This window comes from Lentzea flava (assembly GCF_014648475.1).
Lineage (GTDB): Bacteria > Actinomycetota > Actinomycetes > Mycobacteriales > Pseudonocardiaceae > Lentzea > Lentzea flava.
In genome coordinates this window covers 1-19,244 of record NZ_BMRE01000077.1, presented here as the reverse complement: position 1 = coordinate 19,244, position 19,244 = coordinate 1, and the positions used below count along the sequence as shown (strand labels likewise).

At 66.2% G+C, this 19,244-nt stretch carries 13 protein-coding genes; 6 read left to right on the top strand and 7 right to left on the bottom strand.

The window, feature by feature from the left end; genetic code table 11:
* Positions 1–401: 401 nt before the first annotated feature.
* Together IEZ09_RS42250 and IEZ09_RS42245 are read right to left on the bottom strand one after the other, a co-directional pair.
* Positions 402–1,775: a cytochrome P450 gene (locus IEZ09_RS42250; protein ID WP_189259486.1), complete on the bottom strand. Its 1,374-nt coding sequence runs from the start codon at positions 1,773–1,775 to the stop codon at positions 402–404.
* Between the two features lie 410 nt (positions 1,776–2,185).
* Entirely contained in the window at positions 2,186–2,773 is a 588-nt protein-coding gene (locus IEZ09_RS42245; protein ID WP_189259485.1) for a GNAT family N-acetyltransferase, read from the bottom strand.
* Positions 2,774–3,135: 362 nt separating this feature from the next.
* Here IEZ09_RS42245 and dapF point away from each other — a divergent pair, with 362 nt between their 5' ends.
* Genes dapF through IEZ09_RS42230 form a run of 3 tightly spaced genes read left to right on the top strand, consistent with a single transcriptional unit; the run spans position 3,136 to position 8,083 of the window.
* The gene (dapF, locus tag IEZ09_RS42240) at positions 3,136–4,056 is read left to right on the top strand and encodes a diaminopimelate epimerase (RefSeq protein WP_189259484.1); all 921 of its coding nucleotides are present in this window, start codon (positions 3,136–3,138) and stop codon (positions 4,054–4,056) included.
* A complete protein-coding gene (oraE, locus tag IEZ09_RS42235; protein ID WP_229813426.1) occupies positions 4,053–6,626 on the top strand; it encodes a D-ornithine 4,5-aminomutase subunit OraE in 2,574 nt (857 codons plus the stop codon). Before dapF ends, oraE begins: the two co-directional genes overlap by 4 nt.
* Entirely contained in the window at positions 6,623–8,083 is a 1,461-nt protein-coding gene (locus IEZ09_RS42230; RefSeq protein WP_189259483.1) for a pyridoxal phosphate-dependent decarboxylase family protein, read from the top strand. The genes oraE and IEZ09_RS42230 overlap by 4 nt, the downstream gene beginning before the upstream one ends.
* A gap of 341 nt (positions 8,084–8,424) precedes the next feature.
* On the opposite strand, the gene IEZ09_RS42225 is transcribed toward IEZ09_RS42230, so the two are convergent.
* From IEZ09_RS42225 to IEZ09_RS42205, 5 genes are read right to left on the bottom strand one after another with little or no spacing between them, the layout of a single operon-like run.
* Entirely contained in the window at positions 8,425–11,310 is a 2,886-nt protein-coding gene (locus tag IEZ09_RS42225; RefSeq protein ID WP_189259482.1) for a CBM35 domain-containing protein, read from the bottom strand.
* 57 nt (positions 11,311–11,367) lie between these two features.
* Positions 11,368–12,231 carry a carbohydrate ABC transporter permease gene (locus IEZ09_RS42220; RefSeq protein WP_189259481.1) on the bottom strand — a complete coding sequence of 288 codons (864 nt, stop codon included), beginning with the start codon at positions 12,229–12,231 and terminating at the stop codon, positions 11,368–11,370.
* On the bottom strand, positions 12,228–13,226 hold the full coding sequence (locus IEZ09_RS42215) for a carbohydrate ABC transporter permease (RefSeq protein ID WP_229813425.1): 999 nt from the start codon (positions 13,224–13,226) through the stop codon (positions 12,228–12,230). Before IEZ09_RS42215 ends, IEZ09_RS42220 begins: the two co-directional genes overlap by 4 nt.
* Positions 13,223–14,581 (bottom strand): ABC transporter substrate-binding protein, encoded by a 1,359-nt coding sequence (locus IEZ09_RS42210; RefSeq protein ID WP_189259480.1) that lies wholly within the window; start codon positions 14,579–14,581, stop codon positions 13,223–13,225. Before IEZ09_RS42210 ends, IEZ09_RS42215 begins: the two co-directional genes overlap by 4 nt.
* A 29-nt stretch (positions 14,582–14,610) precedes the next feature.
* Positions 14,611–16,314: a glycoside hydrolase family 13 protein gene (locus tag IEZ09_RS42205; RefSeq protein WP_189259479.1), complete on the bottom strand. Its 1,704-nt coding sequence runs from the start codon at positions 16,312–16,314 to the stop codon at positions 14,611–14,613.
* A 104-nt stretch (positions 16,315–16,418) separates the two neighbouring features.
* On the opposite strand from IEZ09_RS42205, the gene IEZ09_RS42200 reads away from it, so the two are divergent.
* The 3 genes from IEZ09_RS42200 (at position 16,419) to IEZ09_RS42190 (ending at position 19,043) form a co-directional block, all read left to right on the top strand.
* Positions 16,419–17,441 carry a LacI family DNA-binding transcriptional regulator gene (locus IEZ09_RS42200; protein WP_189259478.1) on the top strand — a complete coding sequence of 341 codons (1,023 nt, stop codon included), beginning with the start codon at positions 16,419–16,421 and terminating at the stop codon, positions 17,439–17,441.
* A 603-nt stretch (positions 17,442–18,044) separates the two neighbouring features.
* Entirely contained in the window at positions 18,045–18,224 is a 180-nt protein-coding gene (locus IEZ09_RS42195) for a 3-oxoacyl-[acyl-carrier-protein] synthase III C-terminal domain-containing protein (protein WP_229813424.1), read from the top strand.
* Between the two features lie 390 nt (positions 18,225–18,614).
* Positions 18,615–19,043: a hypothetical protein gene (locus tag IEZ09_RS42190; RefSeq protein WP_189259477.1), complete on the top strand. Its 429-nt coding sequence runs from the start codon at positions 18,615–18,617 to the stop codon at positions 19,041–19,043.
* Positions 19,044–19,244: the final 201 nt, after the last annotated feature.

The window sequence follows — 19,244 nt, the reverse complement described above, 5'->3', positions numbered from 1 at the left end:
TCGTCGAGCAGTCGTATCGCATGGGTGTGCGGCGCCTCATCCCTGTCGCGTCCGTGACGACACCGTCCTGATCGCACCGTCAAGCCAGTCCACTTAGGATTGACAGTTGGGATCTGATGCCGAAGACCAGTGCGTCATACATGCCGAAATCGAGAGACATGAGGGCGGCTTGTCTCGCCTGGCGTGAATTTCGCCCTCTTGCCGATATACGGTGCAGCGACTGGCGGATCGACTCGCTGGAGCGGTGCGATGATCTGCAGGGACAGACGTGGAGATGGCGCCGTGGTTGGCGTTTTGAGCCGCGAGGTCGACGTCGTCGCCAAGACTCCGAGGACCGGCATGTCTCCAGCCCAGCAATTGGCTCCGCCGGACTCGGTCCTGCATGGGACAGCTCTGCCGTCTCACGCTTCTACGGGGTGTTCCGCAGTTTCGTGTGTGTGCGTGATCTTGTCGCGTTTGGTTACCCGCAGCCGCAGCTTGCGTGGCCGCAGCACCGCGGACAGGACGGGTCGGAGGTCTTGGTCGGATGTGTGTTCCAGTTGCCATCGGGAGATGATGGATGCGAGTGCGATCGTGGATTCGGCTTCGGCGAAGTGGTCCCCGATGCACTTGCGTGGTCCGCCGCCGAATGGGATGAACGTGTCGTTGCGCTTGGTGTCACCGGCTGTCCAGCGGCCGGGATCAAAGCGGTCGGGCTGTGCGTGCAGGTCGTCGCGGTGGTGCAACAAGTGTTGGCTGTAGACGACGGTGGTGCCCGCTGGGATGTGGTACCCGCCGAGTTCTGTGTCCTGGCGGGTGATGCGGGTGAACATCCAGGCCGGCGACCACAACCGCAGCGTCTCGGTGATGACGTGTCCGGTGAGCTCCAGCTGGGGCACGTGCTCGTACCGCGCGGGGCTACCTGCCAGGACGCGGTCGGCCTCCTCCTGCAGCTGTGACTGGATCTCGGGGTTGCCGGCCACCTCGCTCAGAGCCCATGTCAGAGTGCTGGCGACCGTCTCAGAACCGGCGATGAAGAAGATCATCACCTGGTCGGCGATCTCCTCGTCGCTGAGGCGGCTGCCGTCGTGGTCCCGGCTGGACAGCAGCAACGACATCAGGTCGTCCGGTCCGGGCTCACCGCCACGGCGGGCCTCGATCACGGTGCCCACGATCTCGCGCAACCTGGTGATGGCCTGCCGGTGGCGGCGGTTGCTCCTGGTGGGCAGCCGGTCGAGCGGCGGCAGGGTGGCCATGCGGCGTGCCATCCCGGACAGGACGTCCCGGACATCGGTGATCGCTTGGCTGAGCACGGGCGGTGGCAGCGTGTCCGAGAACATGGTGACCAGGATCGTTCTGGTCGTGATCACCATCATCTCGGAGAGCACGTCGACTTCGTGGCCGTCGCGCCATGCGTCGACGACGGCACCGGCCTGGTCGGCCATCACATCGCCGTAACCGGACATCCGGCCGCGGTGGAACGCCGGCTGCACCAGGCGGCGTTGTCTGCGGTGACCGCTGTGCGGGCAGGTGGCGACACCGTCTCCGACTATCTCCCTGCTCCTGTCGATGAAGAACCCGCCCTTGTCGAACACGCGATCGTCGCGCAGGACCTGCGCGGTCAGATCCGGGCTGCACACCACCACGACGTCGGCCGTCCCTAACCTCAGACGTACCAGGTCCCCGCTGTGCGGTAGTGAGGACAGCGCCGCCAGTGGATCTCTGGCCAACCAGCCGAGATGCCCGATGACCGGCAGGGCATGGGGCGCGACGGGAATGCGGCCGAACTCCTTCATCAACTGCTCACCTGACAATCCCCTTGACCGCCTGGAAACCGGTGGGACGCAGTACGGACGCCGGTCACTCGGGGACTTTCCCGCGGAACTCGACGGCGTCCAGATCGCCTCGCTCAAGGGCAGCTTGAAACATCAGTGACCCTGTCGCCCGCGACCACCGCAGAACTCGACTCGCCCCGAAGTCAAGCGACACGATCCGGAGTGCGGCTATGAGGGGCGCCGAGGAGTGCCTGAAGCGACATGGTTGTCTGCCCGAGATGACCGGCCAGGCAGCCGGTGGCGCGCATCAGGCCCTGGGGCAGGCAGACCAGGATCAGCCCGCGACGGGGACCCGTTCCCGCCGTCGAACGCCACTGACGACAACGGTACGTCGTGCTGGGCCGGCGACTGAGCCGATCCGCTGGCGCTGGTCAGCCCGGACGACGAGCCTCGCGCCACACCGGTTGCAGGAGTTCCTCGCCGTCAAGAACTACGGGCGAACCGATTGGAGCGTAGCCGTGGCGAGCGAAGAAGTGCTCCAGGCGCTTGCTCGAGGCTTCGGCATACACGGCGCGGCCCAGGTCGTCGAGGACTTGGTGGTGATGGTCCAGCAAGAGGGAAGCCACACCTTTGTTCCGCTCGGTCGAGCGCACAGCGATATGCGCGCCGTAATGGTGAGGCTTGCGCGGGTGTGCGGCGGCGAAGGCTGCCTCGAATCGGGCGAACCGCTCGAAGTACGGGCCAGTGATTTCCATGAGCCAGCTCTCGCGCTCCGGGGGCGACTCAGGCTCAACCACGTGATCGAACGCAACCAGGGCAGCGGACAAATCGGGGACGGTGTAGACAACGCCGTTTGCAATGGCGTCTCGAACCTCCCTCTCGAAGTAGAGAGGACCGATTCTCTCCCAATCTTCCCGGCTTTTCACCAACCAGCGCGAGCATGCCAGCTGGCGGAATGATGTGGCAATGAGTTCGCCTATCGCCGGAGCGTCTGAGCTCGTCGCAGTTACGATCTGCATGGTCTTGGCCTCTCACTCAATGCAGTGCGACTGATGTTTGTCGAGCGAACTCGACGAGTATCATGGATCCGGCTTTCAGATGATCGACCGATTGTGCACAATCTCGCACACTGCCCTGCAATCATATTTGCACGAAGCAACCTTTTGTTTCATGTGCCGGTTGGTCTGTTACCCGAATGTTCCTGCACGTCTGCCTGATGAGGCAGAAAGCTTGAATAAATCTTGATCGCTGGCTTGTTGGCGACAGATCTTGAAACGCATCGAGTCGAGCGTGTGGCCACGTCGCCTACGGCAGCGGGGACGTTCGGATCATCGTGTTGCTGCTCAGTAGCTGACGCCCGCCTGGAACTCAGAGGTGTGAAGTGGATCTTGTGGAATCGATGTCCCCGCTGATGCTGTCCGACGTGAACAACGAGCTCGAGTGCGCAGTGGTCTCGCTTTCCACTGATTTGATTGTCAAGGTAGTGCAATTTGCCGTCTTGCACGGAAACGGCAACGTCATCGCTGTCGTCGAACTCGTCGGTACGGACGACGATCAGCTGTCACTGCTTCAGCAAAGCACCGAGCATTTATGTTCCTCGGTCACCGCTATCCGCATAGACGGCGTCCTCTTCTTCTATCCGCGCCATCGGTGTGGCCCGCGGATGAAGTTCTTCGATCGCGACGGAACGCACGAACTCATGTGTGGGAACGGATTGCGGTGTGTGTCTCGGTACGCCGTCGATCGGGGTGTCTTCGCCGGTTCGGGTGTGATCATCACCGATGACGGCGCGAAGCGTGTTCAGGTGACCGGAGAACACGCCGAGGTCGTTATCGGGAGCCCCCGTGAGGTGCAGAAGCTCACCGGCGATCGGTGGTTCGCGTTCACCGGAGTGGCGCACCTCGTCGAGTTCGTCGACAGCATCGCCACGCTCGACGCCATCGACGTTTCCGCGGTGGGTGCACAGTTGAGCCATGACCCGGCGCTCTGCCAACTACTAGGCCACCCGGAAGGGTTGCACGTCAACTTCGTGGCGGCGCATGAGGATCACCTTGCGGTACGCACCTATGAAGTCGGTGTAGAGGCCGAGACTCAGTGTTGCGGCACCGGAGCGGCTGCGACGGCTTACCTGAGTTGGCGCGCCGGGCTCGCTTCGCTGCCCGCAGTGCTGCGAACCCGAGGCGGACAGGTCCGGATCTCCTACGAGAACGGCGATCTGACCCTTGCCGGCCCGGTTCGGTACGTGACTGAACCGCGACCTGTCCCACGGCTGCTTCAGACTGTGAAAGGGACCAGCGCATGACTGCCGCAGAATCGACGCCGGATCGTCTCGCCCAACTGCGGAGCATGGACCTCGACCAACTGCGCGGGCTGTTCTGGTCACTGGCCCGACGCGCGGTGGAACCGCTGGCGCAGTACGCCGCCGAGCACACGACTCCGTCGATCGAACGATCGATCCTGCTGCGAATGGGGTTCGACTCCACCGAGGCCAAAGAACTCGTCGACGCGGCAATGCGCGGTGGTTGGCTCGGCGACGGTGTCGGTGGCGTGCTGAGGGAGTACGCCGACCGTCACGGGATCACAGTCCGGGAGGCGTATTCCACGTTGCTCGGGAAGGAGCCGCGGTCCGTCAACACTTCCTCTGCCGCCGCGCCTGCGGTCTCTCTCAGCCCCGAGCAACCGCTGCGCGTGGACGCGATCCTGTGCGGGCTCGAACGCTACCGGCCTCGCCGGCGTGGCTGGTCCTATCGAGGCCAAAGCGACGATGGTCCGGCTCAGTTCCCCTACGCTCAGACCGGCCGGTCGCTCAAACGGAGCGTCCCGCTGCAGGCGGCTCAGTACTTCGCCGACATCGATCCCCAGCCGGATTGTGTGATCACCGCGGAGATCGCCTCTGGCCGGTTCGAGGACGATCTGCGCCGGATGCGCATGGCTGCCTGGCACGGCGCCGATCACATCATGGTCATCCGGACCCTGGGACAAAGTCACTACGACGGGCTGCTGGAAGGCACCCCGGAGGGTGTCGGGGGCGTGCCCATCACTCGCAAGCAACTGCGGGCAAGCCGGCGCACGTTGGACCTGATCGAGGACGAGGTCGGCCGCCCGATCAACCTGCACTCGTACGTGAGCGGTCTGGCAGGCGCCGAGATGGCGGTGTTGTTCGCAGAAGAGGGCGTCAACGGAGCCCACCAGGACTGCCAGTACAACATTCTGTATCGCAACATCAATCCGGTTCGGTCGGTCGTGGACGCGTTCGAGGCCAAACGCGTCCTCGCCGACGCGGACATCCTGCAGGTCGACGGGGCGCACAACGCCAACTCGACCGCGCTCAAGGCGTGGAACATCTTTCCGGAACTGATGGTCCAGCACGCGCTGAACTGCGTCATGTCGGAGTGCGCCGGCATGCGGCGCGACCGGATCGCGCTGTCCACCGTGCCCCCGACCGCCCCACCCGCGCCCAAGATCGCGCTCGACCTCCCATACGCGATCGCGCTTCGCTATCTGTTCGAGGGATTCGCCTTCCGGGCCCAGCAGAACACCCGCTACAGCACGACCAACGGCCTTGAGACCTCAGTGCTGCACGTGCTGGACACGATGATTTCCCGGCTTACCGGCGTCGACATCCAGAGCACCGTCGCCGCGGACGAAGCTCGCCACGTACCGTGGCATGCCGCGTCCGTGGCGGCGGTCTCGGCCACGAAACAGGTGCTGGTCGGACTCGACGGGCTGAGCGGAATGGTTCGGTTCGACGAGCAGGTGACGGGTCCGCGAGTACGCGATCTGATCGCGAGATCCGTGCTGATGTTCGAGGACATCCTGGCAATCGGTGGTTACTTCGACGCGTTGGAAGCCGGGTTCTTCGTCGACAGCGCGATGTATCCCGAGCGAAACGGCGACGGCATCCGACGCTTCCGTGCCGGTGGCGTTGGAGTGGACACGGTGGTTCCCCGCAATCCGGGCTACAGCGCACCGGTCTGCAGTCACTTCGGCAGGAACACCGGCCCTGGGAAGGAGGGAAGCCGGGACGAGCCCACCACTCGCTGCCGGGGATGCACGCTGTGCGATGACAGCCTCGTGCGCTACGTGGACGAACTCGACGAGGACGACAACGTGACCCGCCGCTTGGCCAGGAAGCACGCCGAGGAGCAAGACGTCATCCGTCCCGAGGCCGAACATCAAGCCGACGGTCTCGTGACGGTGAGCATGTTCGTCCCTCTCCCGGCGTCGAGGGCGGATGCCGCGGCGCTGAAGCTCGCTGAGCGGATGAATCTCCGTGATCCCCGGATCGTGGACCGAGTTGTCCTTCACCCAGGCGAGGGGGTGCAGTTCGAACTCGTTGGCCACACGATGGCCGAGGTGAGGCAATCGGAGCTGCCACCTGTGCGGGTGGCGAGTTCCGCGCCAACCAGTCCAGAGGCGGTACGCACGTCCTTGAGTCCACTGGGAATCCGGGTGGTCGGCGCCACGCTCGGCAACGACGAGCACTCCGTTGGGCTTCAGGAGATCACCAATATCAAGCACCAGGGCTTGGAGTGGTTCGGCGTGACCTGTGCCGTCGTGGGCACCTCCGTGCCGGTCGAGATGCTGATCGAACAGGCGGTGCAACAGGAGGCGACCGCCGTGCTCGCGAGCCTGGTCGTTTCCCACCACGACATTCACCGCGTGATGATGAGCAAGCTGAACGACATGGCGGTCGCCCGTGGCGTGCGCGACCGGTTTCTTTTGATCGCCGGCGGGCCGCAGGTCACCGACGACTTGGCTCGCCAGTGCGGACTGGACGCCGGATTCGGTCGCCGTACCCGCGGCGTGGAGGTCGCGCGTTTCATTCTCGACTCGGTGACCACACGCCAACGAGTGGCGAGCTCGCGATGACGACGCCCAGCCCGGAAAACCGGCTCGCTGGTGGTGTCGACGGACCGATGCACCTGCTTGAGCTACTGGCGCCCACGCTCAAGGCCGTTCATGATGGCGCGAGGGAGCGCTCCGGTCCGGTGCCGGCCGGCGAGCCGGGCGCCGTAGCCGATTCGGTCCGGGCCGTGGGCGAGATACTCCCCGAGCACGGCATCGGAGGGGAACAAGCGCTCGTCGAACTGGCCAGGGTGTTCGCTGCCGGCGCGGTTGATCCTGCACATCCGGCCTGCGCGGCGCATCTTCATGCGCCACCGCTCGCGGTCGCGGTCGTCGCGGATCTCGTCGCGAGCATGTTCAACTCCTCACTGGACTCTTGGGACCAGGCACCGTCCGCGACAGCCGTCGAAGCCGAGGTTGTCCGGGCCATGGCCGATCTTGTGCCCTATGGCGACGGTGCCTCCGGGGTGCTCACCTCTGGCGGCACGGAGTCGAACCTGACCGGCATGTTCCTGGCCCTCGAGCACGCACGCCGAACAGCCGGGAACCGGACGCTGCGCGTCTTCTGTTCCGTCGAAGCGCACTTCTCAGTCGGGCGTAGTGCCGGTGTACTGGGTATCGGCGAGGAGTTCGTCACCACAGTGGAAGTCGACGCGGAACACCGAATGGACCCGTCCGCGCTGCGCGGGGCCATCGCGGAGGCGCGCGTGCGGGGTGAGCTGCCAGCGGTGATCATTGCGACGGCAGGCACGAGTGATCTCGGCGCGATCGATCCACTACCGGAGATCGCGGCCATTGCCGAGGAAGCTGGTGCGTGGATGCACGTGGACGCCGCCTACGGTGGGGGCGCGCTGTTCTCCCGGCGGCTGGCGCCACTGCTCGACGGATTGAGCCGCGCGGACTCGGTCGGGCTGGACCTGCACAAGCTCGGCTGGCAACCGGTGGCGGCGGGCGTGCTTCTCGTGCGCGACGCCGCGCTGTTCGCCCCGCTCGCCAGGAGGGCCGCATACCTCAACACCGAAGACGACGAGCAGGCCGGATACACCAGTCTGCTGGGCCGATCGCTGCGAACGACCAGGCGCGCCGACGCGTTGAAGATCGCGGTCACGCTGCGTGCGCTGGGACGTCACGGCATGGGACAACTCGTCGACCGGTGCCACGCCCTCGCATGGCGGGCCTGGGAGCTGATCAGCGTCCAAACCCGTCTGGAACCCCTCCAACCGCCCGTGTTGAGTTCGGTGGTGTTCCGATACCTACCGATACACGGAAATCCCGACTTGGTGAACGCCCGGCTACGCCGGTCACTGTTGCGGGCCGGCCGCGCCGTCATCGGTCGGACCGAGCTCGATGGCCGGGTTCACCTCAAGCTGACGTTGCTGAACCCTCACACGACAGATGCCGAGCTCACGCGCCTCGTGGCAGACGTGGTTCGTGCGGGACAGGACGAGGACCGTGCGGACGTGGTAGACCCCGAAGATTAACTTTCGGACTCGTGCAATCCGGCACGGTTGTGCGGTACCGCTCCACGACTTGGTCGTCGCTTTCGGAAGTTCTTCGGACGTTCTTCGGGGGTGATCATGCTGCGTGCGGAATCCCGACGGGGCATCCCGGTGTTCGTGCTCGGAGATCCTGGCAGCCCTGAACTCCGCCTTCGGCAAGCGCTTCGTTGAGCATCTGAAACCGCCCTGCGGTGATCAGGATCTTCGCTGCCCTCCACATCTGTCTGGCTACCCGAAAGCGTCTCATGACGGACAGCACGCAACCATGCGTCCACTCGCGACGGCCGCGCTGGGCACTGTCGCGAGTGGACGTGTGATCGAACTCAGATGCCGGTGTTGCCGCTTCCGAGGGTGAGCGTGAACCCTTGGGCGTTGAGCAGGCCGCCGGAAGAGGTCCGGGTGACCTTGGTGTTGGCGATCGACCCGCTTCCCGCGGCCTGGATTTCGAAGCCCCAAGTAGCGCCGTCGATCGTGAGCCGGTCGAAGGTGATGGGTGTCATCGTCTTCTGCCAGCTCATCAGCACACCTTGGTAGCTGCTGTCGGTGACGGTCAGGTCGGTGATCACGACGGGGGTGCGGATCTCGTGGTCGGCGGTGTAGATCCACAGTGCGCCGATCGCCGAGTTCCAGTTCGGTTCGAAGCTGCCGGCACGTAGCAGGGTGTTGCGGCGGACCGTGGTGGTGCCGCTGAAAGAGACGGGTTGGTGCCAGGTGCTGACCGCGATGCCGGAGCCGGAAGTCACGATGTCGGACACCACGTTGTCCTCGATGCGGTTGTCGGTGCCGCCGTAAACGGCGATGCCGTTCGCGCCCGCGGGGAGCTGCACGGTGTTGAAGGTGAAGGCGCCGCGGACGACCGGGGAGCCGCTGGACCACATCGCGAGGCCGTCGTCACCGGTGTTGCGGGTGGTCGACTGGTCGACCCTGGTGGCGACGATGTTGCCGTGAAGGTTCACGCCGTCGGCGAACGTGTTGCGGACGCGCAGGCCGACGGCGTAGAGGCCGTTGGTGCCGCTGTCGGCCCACACGCCGACCTTGGTGTGCTCGATCCAGATGTTCTGCAGCAGCGAGCCGGCGCCGAAGTTGCCTTCCAGACCTGGGTCGGAGCCGTTGTCCTCGCGTACGCGGACGTCACCGAAGATCCCCAGGTCGGCGATCGTGAGGGTGCCGGTGGCGTAGAAGCCGCCCTTGGTGCCGGTGCCCTGGATGACCGAGTGCCACGGGCCGGCGCCGATGATCCGCACGTTGCCCGCGTTGATCCGCGAGGAGGTGCGGAACGTGCCCGGCGGAACCCACACCGGCTTGTTCTGTGCGGTGCCGTCGGCGATGGCCGCGGTGATGGCGGCCGTGGCGTCCGAGCCGTTGTTCGGCACGGCACCGTAGGACGTGATCGACAGTGCGCCGGCAGGGGCGGTGGCCGCGGCGGGCACGGCTTCGGCCTCGACGAAGTCGATGACGTAGGGCAGTGCGCCCGCGTTCGGGTTGTCCACCTGGAACTTCAGTTCGGTGCCCACGGCCCAGTTGCCGACGATCCTGGTCTCGTCGAAGAACCGGTGGCCGCCGCCCAGCGCCGGGTTGTTGAAGTAGGGGTAGTCGCCGTAGACCCAGCTGTACTCGGACGTCAGCGTGATGTCACGCTCCTTGGTCCCGTTGGCGTACAGCGCGATCGGCGACCGCTGGCCCGCGCCGTTGGTGGTGTCGGGGATCGAGTACCGCAGCACGATTCCGTTGGCCGGGGCGGTGAGTCGCACGCTGACGTACTTGCCGGTGCCGTCCAGCCGTACGGCCTGCCTGCCGCTGGCCTCGGACTGGAGTTGGCGGTACGTGCGGTTCGCCGGGAGGACGGTGCCGTTGGTGGTGCCGGCTTCGGCTTCGTAGGTGGTGTACGGCACCGTTGCGCCGCGCTGGGTGAGTGCGGTCTCGCCGTTCACCGCGACGCTGTCGACCGCGACGTCGCCGCCGGTGGCGGAGGTACTGGTCAGCCCGACCGTGTTGACGCCCGCTCGCAGCGGCACGGTGGCCGTCGCGGTTCTCCAGCCGCTACCGGAGGGCAGCATGATCGTTCCGGCGTCACGGCCGTTCGCGGTCACGGCCAGCAGTCTGTTCGATCCGCCGGAGTTCGCGAACCGCACGGTCACCGTGGCGTCACCCGTGCTAGCGACCTGAACGGTCCGGATCACCCGCGCGCCGACGTTGGCAAAGCCCGTGACGTAGCCGGATCCGGCGTAGCCGGCCGTACTGTTCTGGACGGTTGCGCCGCCGGAGAGGAACGCGGCCTCGGCCTCTCCTGGACAGGCCTGCACGGCTGGCGTGACAGTGAGGTTGTCGATGTTCAGGTTGCCGGAGTCGTCGCTGTCGAACGCCAGCGCGACGCCGTGGTCCCCGGCCGTGAGCGAGACCGGCTCCGTGGATGTGGTCCAGGTGTCCCAGTTCGCTGTGGTGGGCAACGTGATCTGGCGCAGTTTGACGTTGTCGACGTAGAGCGACAGCGTGCGTGCGGAGCCCGTGCCGTTCGCCAGGCGGATCGCCAGGTCGTACTGGCCCGTGGTGCGCGCGGTAACCTGGAACGTGGTGCGCGCGGCGCCTCGGTTGCCGTCGGTGTAGCCGCCGACGAACCCGGTGCCGCTGTAGCCGGTGTGGTCGCTCTGCACCACCGCACCGCCGGTGAGGGTGGCGTTCTCGGCCTCGAACACGGGGCCCGCCGACGGTGAAGCGGCGGGAGCGGGCGCGGTGACGTCGAGGTGGTCGATGTTGACGTTGCCGTTGTCGCCGGAGCCGAAGGTGTAGGCCACGGTGTGCGATCCGGCGGGCAGGGTGAGTGCGACGCCGGCGTGGCTCCAGCTGTCCCAGTTCGCCGTCGCGGGCAACGCAATCTGCCGCGGTGAGCCGCCGTCGACGGTGAGCGTCAGCGTTCGCTGGGAGCCGGTTCCGTTCGCGTAGCCCAGCGACAGGGTGTAGGTGCCGGTGGTCGAGGCGATTACGGAGAACGACGTGGAGGCGGTGCCGAGGTTGCTGTCGGTGTAGCCGCCGACGAACCCGGTGCCGCTGTAGCCGGTGTGGTCGGCCTGCACCACCGCGCCGCCGGAGAGGGTGGCGGCTTCCGCCTCCAGTCTGGCAGGGGAGGCGTTCACACTCGGCGTGAGTAGGAGCGTCAGGCTCAGGGGAATCAAGGCGGTCGCGATGACCGGCAGCCGGTGCAACAGTTTCATGCGGGTGTTTCCATTCGTTCGGAGCCTCCTCGTCGAGGCTCGAAGTTCCGTTGTGCGTCACCCCTTGACGGCGCCGCCCAGGGCGCCGCCGTTCAGGAACAGGCGTTGGAAGATCAGGAAGAGGACGACGGGGATCAGCGTTGAGATGGCGAGCGCCGCGAGGAACACGTCGAGCTCGACGAAGCGCTGCAGCGCGGGCAATCGCACGGACAGCGGCTGTACGGACGGATCGGGCAGCACGAGCATCGGCCAGAGGAAGTCCTTCCACGACGCGATGACGGCGAACACCGACACCACACCGAGGATGGGACGCGACATCGGCAGCACGATCGACCAGAACAGCCGCAGCGGACCGGCGCCATCCACTCTGGCCGCTTCGAACACCTCGCGGGGCAGGCCGTCGAGGAACCGTTGCACCAGCAGGATGTTGAAGGCGTTCGCGCCCGCGGGCAGCCACACCGCCCAGAAGCTGTTGATCAGCGACAGGTCGGTGATCGTCAGGTAGAGCGGCACCAGCAGCACCACCGACGGGACGAACAGGGTTGCCAGCACCACGGCGGTGACGATCTTGCGGTATCGCGGCCGCAGCACCGAGAGCGCGAAACCCGCCGTCATGGCGACCAGCAGCTGCACCAGCCAGGCGCCGGCGGCGAGCAGCACGGTGTTGAGGAAGTACTTGTCGATCTCCACTCGCGTCCAGGCCGTGGCGAGGTTGGCGAAGTCGAAGCCGTTGGGCCACAAGGCCAGTGGCGTGCGCAACGTGTCCTGCGTCGGCGTGACGGCCGCCTTCGCCAGCCACAGCACCGGGCCGAGGCCGGCGGTGAACAACACCGCCAGCAGCGCGCCGTTCACCACCCGGAGCCCACGACGCACGCCGGGGCGCTTGCGGTCGTAGGAGGACAACACTCCGCGGTCACTCATGACGTGCTCCACGAACGCGTGAGACGGAAGTACAACGCCGACAGCACCGCCAGAACCACGGCAAGCATCAGGCTCAGCGCGGTGGCCGCGCCGTAGTCACCCCCGAGGCTGGTGGCGAACGCGTAGTTGTAGATCAGCAAGAGGATCGTGGTGGTCTGGTTCGCCGGACCACCACCTGTGAACAGAAACGGCTCAAGGAACACCTGCGCCGTTCCCACGATCTGCAGGATGAACGTGATCAGCAGGACGCCGCGCAGCTGCGGAAGCGTCACGTGCCACACCTTGCGCCACACCGACGCGCCGTCGAGTTCCGCGGCCTCGTAGAGCTCGGGCGGAACGCGGGTCAGCGCGGCGAGGTAGATGATCACCGTGCCGCCCGCTGCCGCCCACGTTGCCTCCACGACCAGCGACACCATCGCGATGCTCGCGTCCTGCAGCCACGACACCGGCTCGAAGCCGAACCAGCCCAGCACGGTGTTGAACATCCCGTGCGGACCGGCGTCGTAGAAGAACTTCCACAGCAGCACTGCCACCACCGGTGGCACGACCACAGGCAGGTACGCGAGCGCGCTGTACAAGCCGCGCAGCTTGCGCACCTCGTTCATGAGCACCGCGAGCACCAGCGGCGCCGGGTAGCCGATGATCAGCGCGAGGAACGCGAACCAGAGCGTGTTCCGCACCGCCGTCCACAGCAGAGGGTCCTTCAGCACGGTGCGGAAGTTGTCGAAGCCAACGAAGACCGGATCGGTGACCAGGTTGGTCTGTTGCAGGCTCATCAGCACCGTCTGCCCGATCGGGATCCACGAGAAGACGGTGAAAACGACCAGCATCGGCATCAGGAACAGCAGCGCGCTGAGCCCACCGCCGCGCATCCACGCGCGCAGGCCGCGGTGGCGTGAAGGGTGGTGCGGGACGCGCACGGAGGCGCCGCGCTGAGGCACGCGCCCCGCACCACCGCGGCGCGCTGTCTCGCGCGCCGCCGAGGAGATGGTCACTTGCGGTCCAACAGGGTCTGGGCCTGGGTCTCGGCTGCGGCCAGCAACGCGGACGAGTCAGCGCCACGATCGGTCAGCACGGCCTGCACGACCGGGTCGAGGAGCGCGTAGACCTGCTGGGTCGACCTGGTCGGCTCGGGCACGAGCGGCTGGGCGAACATGCGGTCGGTGTACGGCTTCATCTGGGCTGTCGGAACGTTCACGTACTGCGAGATCCACTGCATGCGCTGGTCGTGCAACGACCGGTCGAACACCGGCAGTTCGGGCGCGCCCACCGCCTGACCGGTTTCGGCCGTCGTCTTCGCGTCGGCGACCGCCGCGTCCTGTTCGGTCAGCTTCGACAGGTAGTAGAAGTCGATCCACTTCACCGCGGCGGCCTTGATCGGGTCGTCGACCTTGGCCCTGACCACGGCAAGCGTGCCGCCTCCGAGGACACCGGCGCGGTCGGTGCCGGCCAACGGGAGCGTGGTGATGCCGTAGTCGGCGGGTTTGAGCGCGTTCTGCGCCTTGAGCGAGCCGTAGTTGCCACCGCCGGAGACGTACATGCCGATCCGTCCCGCCGCGAAGTCCTGGTTGATGCCTGCCCAGTCGTAGAGGAAGTTCGCTCCCATGCTGTTGTCGGTCCACCGCATGTCGCGGATGGTCTGCAACACCTGGCGCATCTCGGGTGTGTTGAGCGTGGACTTCGCGGTGTCGCCCTCGATCTTCTCGGTGCGTCCGCCGAACGCGTAGTCCAGCGTGGTGAGCAGCCAGCCGCCGGTGTTGTTCGTGGTCATCTGCGCGTAGCCGGCCTGGCCGGTGCGCTCGGCGATCTGTTTGGCGGCAGACCGGACCTCGGCCCAGGACGTGGGCGGCCGGTCCGGGTCGAGGCCTGCTTGGGTGAAGAGCGTGCGGTTGTAGTGCAGCGCCTGGCCGTACGCGGAGATGGGAACCGCCCACATCTTCCCGTCCTGGGCCTGGCCCGCCTTCGCCACCGATTCGTTGAATCCCTTGGCGTACGGCAGGTGCTCCACCAGGTCACTGATGTCGGTGATCTGTCTGCGTTCGATCAGGCCGCGGCCGTCGGTGAACGGCACGGTGAACACGGCGGGCAAGGTGCCGCCCGCGAGCTGGGCAGTGAAGGTCGTCGCGTCCCACTTGTACTCCTGGGGACGGATGTCGATGTTCGCGTTCGCCTTCTCGAACTCGGCCACGCGTGCGTTGAACGCGTCGATCGCCCCCTGTTCCAGACCGGGGTCGATCGCCACGGTGAGTGTCACCGGCGCGTTGGGGTCCAGCGGGCCACCGGTGGAGCAGGCGGTGACCGTGAGCGCCGTGACCAGCACAGCGGCGGTGGTGATCCTCCAGGACGTCATCGTCCCTCCTCGCAGATGGCGGCGTTGTGTCACACGCGCAGCCAAGCGGCTGCGTCGGGGTCGAGCAGATGGCCGTTCACTGGTTGGCTGCTGAGCAGCACGGCGGTATGCGGCGGGAGAAGCACGGGGGCCTCGCCCAGGTTGACCACGCAGGCGAAGTCCGCGCCACGGCGGAAGGCGATGACGTCGGCGGAGTCCATTGTGTCCAGCCACGCGAACTCCTCGCCTCGCAGGGCGGCCTCACTGCGTCGCAGGGTGAGCGCGGCCCGGTAGAGGGTGAGCATCGAGTCCGGGTCATCGTCCTGTGCTTCCACGCAGTAACGCCCCCAATCCGCAGGTTGCGGCAGCCACGTCGGCGCGTCCGTCCCCTCCGGACTGAAACCGAACCCGCTACCGTCGGGTGACCATGGAATCGGCACCCTACAACCGTCCCGGCCGGGGTCACGCCCGTCGGAGCGGAAGTACATGGGGTCCTGCAGCACCTCGAGCGGCAGATCCTCCACCTCGGGCAGGCCGAGCTCGTCACCCTGGTAGACGTACAGCGAACCGGGCAGAGCGCCGGTCAGCAACGCCGCGGCGCGCGCCCGTCGGTGGCCCTTGACGAGATCGGTCGCAATGCCGAACCTGCGGGCCTCGAACCCGAACGAACTGTCCTGCCTTCCGTACCTGGTGACAGGCCGGGTGACGTCGTGGTTGGACAGTACCCACGTCGCTGGCGCGCCCACCGGTCGATGAGCATCCAAAGTAGACTGGATGGAGGACCGCAGTGTCCTCGCATCCCAGGGACGCATCATGAAGTCGAAGTTGAACGCGGTGTGCATCTCGTCGGGGCGCAGATACTGGGCAAATCGCTGCTGGTCGGCCAGCCACACCTCACCGATCAACACCCTCGGCTCGGCATAGGAGTTCGCGACCGCGCGCCAGCGCCGGTAGATCTCGTGCACCTCGTCGCGGTCGACGAACGGGTGGCCGCTGGTTTCGTCGACCTCCGGGAAAGCCGGGTCCTTCACCGGCATGGTGGCCGAGTCGATGCGGATTCCCGCCACACCGCGGTCGAACCAGAACCGCAGCACGTCCTCGTGTTCGCGCCAGACGTCCGGGTGGTTCCAGTTGAGGTCGGGCTGCTGCGGCGCGAACAGGTGCAGGTACCACTCACCGGGCGTGCCGTCCGGGTTCGTCGTGCGCGTCCAGGTGCCGCCGGAGAAACTCGACACCCAGTCGGTGGGCGGCAGCTCGCCGTGCTCACCGCGCCCAGGCCGGAACCAGAAGCGCTCGCGCTCCGGGGAACCAGGCCCGGCGGCCAGTGCCGCCTGGAACCACTCGTGCTGGTCGGAGACGTGATTCGGCACGACATCGACGATCGTGCGAATGCCGATGCCCGCCGCCTCGGCGATGAGGGCCTCGGCCTCGGCCAGGTCGCCGAACGCCGGATCGATCGCCCGGTAGTCGGCCACGTCGTAGCCGCCATCCGCCAGTGGCGAGGCGTACCACGGCGTGAACCAGATCGCGTCCACACCCAACGACGCCAGATAACGCAGCCGTGACCGCACGCCGGCGAGGTCGCCCACACCGTCACCGTTGCCGTCGGCGAAACTGCGCGGGTAGATCTGGTAGATCACCGCGTTCCGCCACCAGTCCGTGCTGGTCGCAGACAGTGCGACAGAAATACTGGTGCTCACGGATGCCCCGTTCGATAAAGGGTCGCCATACGTCGGCGAAACTCTCCGGTACATTAGGTTTAGCGCTCAACCTGGGGTGCCGGTAATCTGACAGATACATGCGACGTTGTCAACGGTGAGCGGTCAGGGTTCTCCCCAGCCGGAAACGGAGGTACCGCGTGCGGGTCACGCTGAAGGACATCGCTCAACGGGCCGGTGTCAGCACGATGACGGTTTCCAATGTCATCAACGGCAACCGGGCCAGGGCCTCGCCAGAGACCATCGAGCGGATCCAGCAGATCGCGGACGAGCTCGGCTACGTACCGAGCGCCTCGGCCCGCAGTCTCGCGGCTCGAACCTCCCGCATGGTCGGCGTGTTCGTGCCGGCCGCCGACGAGGAGAGCCTGACGATCAGTCCGCACAACGTGGCGATCATCGGCCAGCTCGAACGTGAACTGCGCAAGCGCGCCTACGACGTGCTGCTGCGCGGGATCGCGAGGCCCGGCGAGGTCGCCACGGCACTGAGGTCGTGGAACCTGGACGGGGCGCTGCTGCTGGGCTTCCTCGACGAGGAGGTGGCCCTGTTCACGGCGCGTTCCGCAGGACGGACCCGGATCGTCGCGGTGGACAGCTATGCGGACAACCCGGTGACGCTCGGCGTCCGGGCCGACGACCACGCCGGCGGCAGGATCGCGGCCGAGCACCTGCTGGCACTCGGTCACCGCGACGTGCTGTTCGTCGGCCCCCGGTTCTCCGAGGCGGGCGTGGTGTGGCAGCGCTTCGAAGGCTTTCGGTGCGCCTTCACCGCTGCCGGGCTGGAGCGGGACGATCGCCTCGTCGAGCTGCTCAACACGACCTACGACGACGGTGTGACGCTGGGGCGTCGGCTGCGTGCCGACCACCCGTCCGTCACTGCGGTCTTCGCAACGGCGGACGTTCTCGCCATCGGCATCATGGAAGGCCTCCGGGAAAGTGGCGTCCGCGTGCCCGACGACGTGTCAGTCGTGGGATTCGACGATTTGGACCTGTGCGTCTACGTGCGGCCGACGCTGACCACGATCGCTCAGGACATCGCCGCGAAAGCAGCCACCGCGGTGCATATGCTCGTCGGCGAGATCGAACACGAGGACCAGCCCTCAGGACCCGTCACCCTCGGCGTCCACCTCGTCCAGCGCATGTCCACAGGTCCCGTGCGAACTTGACCCGCAGGTGGGCATCGCCATCGGTCAACGCGGACCTCGGCGCCATGTTCCCCGTCCGATGTTTTTGTGAGGTGTTCCTACCGCACGTGACAGGTGTAGTGGCCGAGCGGATCCAATGGACCTCGTCGAGGCAACGTTGTTGTCCGCGCCGAATGTCGCGCGCATCCCGGTGGGCTGTCCGCAACCAACCGTCCACTCCGGACTACGGTGCTCTCGACATCCAGGCGTTCTCTGCGTTCCTGGACGATCTAAGCACCTGGCTGGAAGTTCTGACCGTTGCTCCTCCAATTCTCGGGACCGGCCGATGGTATGATCATCTGGTTCGTCTGCCTGCCACACGACCCGCTCGCCCCGCGTGCTGATGGGCGCGCACGATGCTGGAGTCGGCCGAGACCTCCCGATCGCGTTCCTCGATCGCCTCCGCGATCACCCGTGCCCAGGCGACCAGGGTGCGCAGAGTGCCGGGTGCTGCGTGACCAGCGCCAGAACCGGTGGTAGACCGTCCTCCCCGGCCCGTACCGCTCCGGCGGGTCGCGCCACGACACCTCAGGTCTTGGCCTTGAACAACATTCCGTTGATCACCCGCCGGTCATCCGCCCGCGGGTGGCGACCAACATCCAGCACGTCGGAAACACCTCGGCCGCGTCCGTTCCGATTCTGTTGGCACAGGAAGTCGCTGACGGACGGATCAAGCCGGATGGCCGGCTGCTGCTCACCGCATTCGGCTACGGGCTGAGCTGGGCAGCCACCATCCTCGTCTGGCCGGAGTTCGGACAGGCCTGACGTGGCAAGCCGGAGAGCGTCCTCGTCGACGATCTGCTCGTGTCGCGCCGGGTGGTTCTCAGCCGCTACGCCGGTACGTCTGTGCGATGACCCTCCACAATGGAGGAATTCTTCGTGGAGGTGCTTGTCGGCAACCGCTCTCGACGGCCTTCCGGCGCTGGTCTTCAGTAATCCGTGGGTCATTCGGGCAGACTCGCGTGTGCGGAAGTCTTCGCCGGCGGTGAGATCGAGTGCCCCGTGGTGCCTGTCGGGTAGACCTGATTCAGGGCAGATGGTGATGCTGGCAGTGGTGATCGCTGCGAGGCAGGACCGGGCGGCCTCGTCGTCACGGATGGCCAGGCGGATGATTCGGCTTGCCCCAGTCCTCCAGTTCAGCGAATGATCTGTGCTATGCCGAAGGCGCAACTCGATTCAGGTGCCTTCTACATTCGACAACGGTCCAACTTCAGCGAAAGAGACGAACAAATGAAGAAGTTGCGCCTGACGGGCGCGAGCGCCCTTATCGCACTGCTGGCAGCGATCCTCGCGCCTGCCCCGAGCGCCTCGGCGGTGAAGGTCGAGTGCGGCGACCCCAACTTCGTCCAAGTTGCGTGGCACCCCTCGAATGGTGTCGGTGGCGTTGCCTGTTTCGCGGGCGCCGGAAAGAACTGGTTCGAGGGTGTGAGGGGTTTTTCTAGCTGGGCCACGTACCTCATTACAGGCAACAACGACATCACGTTCGTGGATTGCAACGGCACGACCATCGACTACCCGCGGGGTAAGAACACCCCGCTCAACCCCGCCAAGTGCGTCGCGTGGATCAACATCAAACCGTACTGATTCCCAGCGGTGCGTCCGGCTGGGGGCTGCATCGCCACCGGACCGGGCGCACCGCTCTCGCCGCCGGCCCAGATCCGCGACACCTCACCTAGGCGGGGTGGGCCCTGCCGCTAGGACCTGTCCTCAAAGGTCGTGTGGCTGTTCTGCTTTGATCTTGGTTTGTGGTGCGTAGGCATGAGCTGGCTGATGAGCAGTGGTGTG

Bases quoted from the DNA above. Each gene is read 5' to 3' on its own strand.
- IEZ09_RS42250 (WP_189259486.1), bottom strand. From the start codon at position 1,775: ATGAAGGAGTTCGGCCGCATTCCCGTCGCGCCCCATGCCCTGCCGGTC.
- IEZ09_RS42245 (WP_189259485.1), bottom strand. From the start codon at position 2,773: ATGCAGATCGTAACTGCGACGAGCTCAGACGCTCCGGCGATAGGCGAA.
- oraE (WP_229813426.1), top strand. From the start codon at position 4,053: ATGACTGCCGCAGAATCGACGCCGGATCGTCTCGCCCAACTGCGGAGC.
- IEZ09_RS42230 (WP_189259483.1), top strand. From the start codon at position 6,623: ATGACGACGCCCAGCCCGGAAAACCGGCTCGCTGGTGGTGTCGACGGA.
- IEZ09_RS42225 (WP_189259482.1), bottom strand. From the start codon at position 11,310: ATGAAACTGTTGCACCGGCTGCCGGTCATCGCGACCGCCTTGATTCCC.
- IEZ09_RS42220 (WP_189259481.1), bottom strand. From the start codon at position 12,231: ATGAGTGACCGCGGAGTGTTGTCCTCCTACGACCGCAAGCGCCCCGGC.
- IEZ09_RS42210 (WP_189259480.1), bottom strand. From the start codon at position 14,581: ATGACGTCCTGGAGGATCACCACCGCCGCTGTGCTGGTCACGGCGCTC.
- IEZ09_RS42205 (WP_189259479.1), bottom strand. From the start codon at position 16,314: ATGTACCGGAGAGTTTCGCCGACGTATGGCGACCCTTTATCGAACGGG.
- IEZ09_RS42190 (WP_189259477.1), top strand. From the start codon at position 18,615: ATGCCGAAGGCGCAACTCGATTCAGGTGCCTTCTACATTCGACAACGG.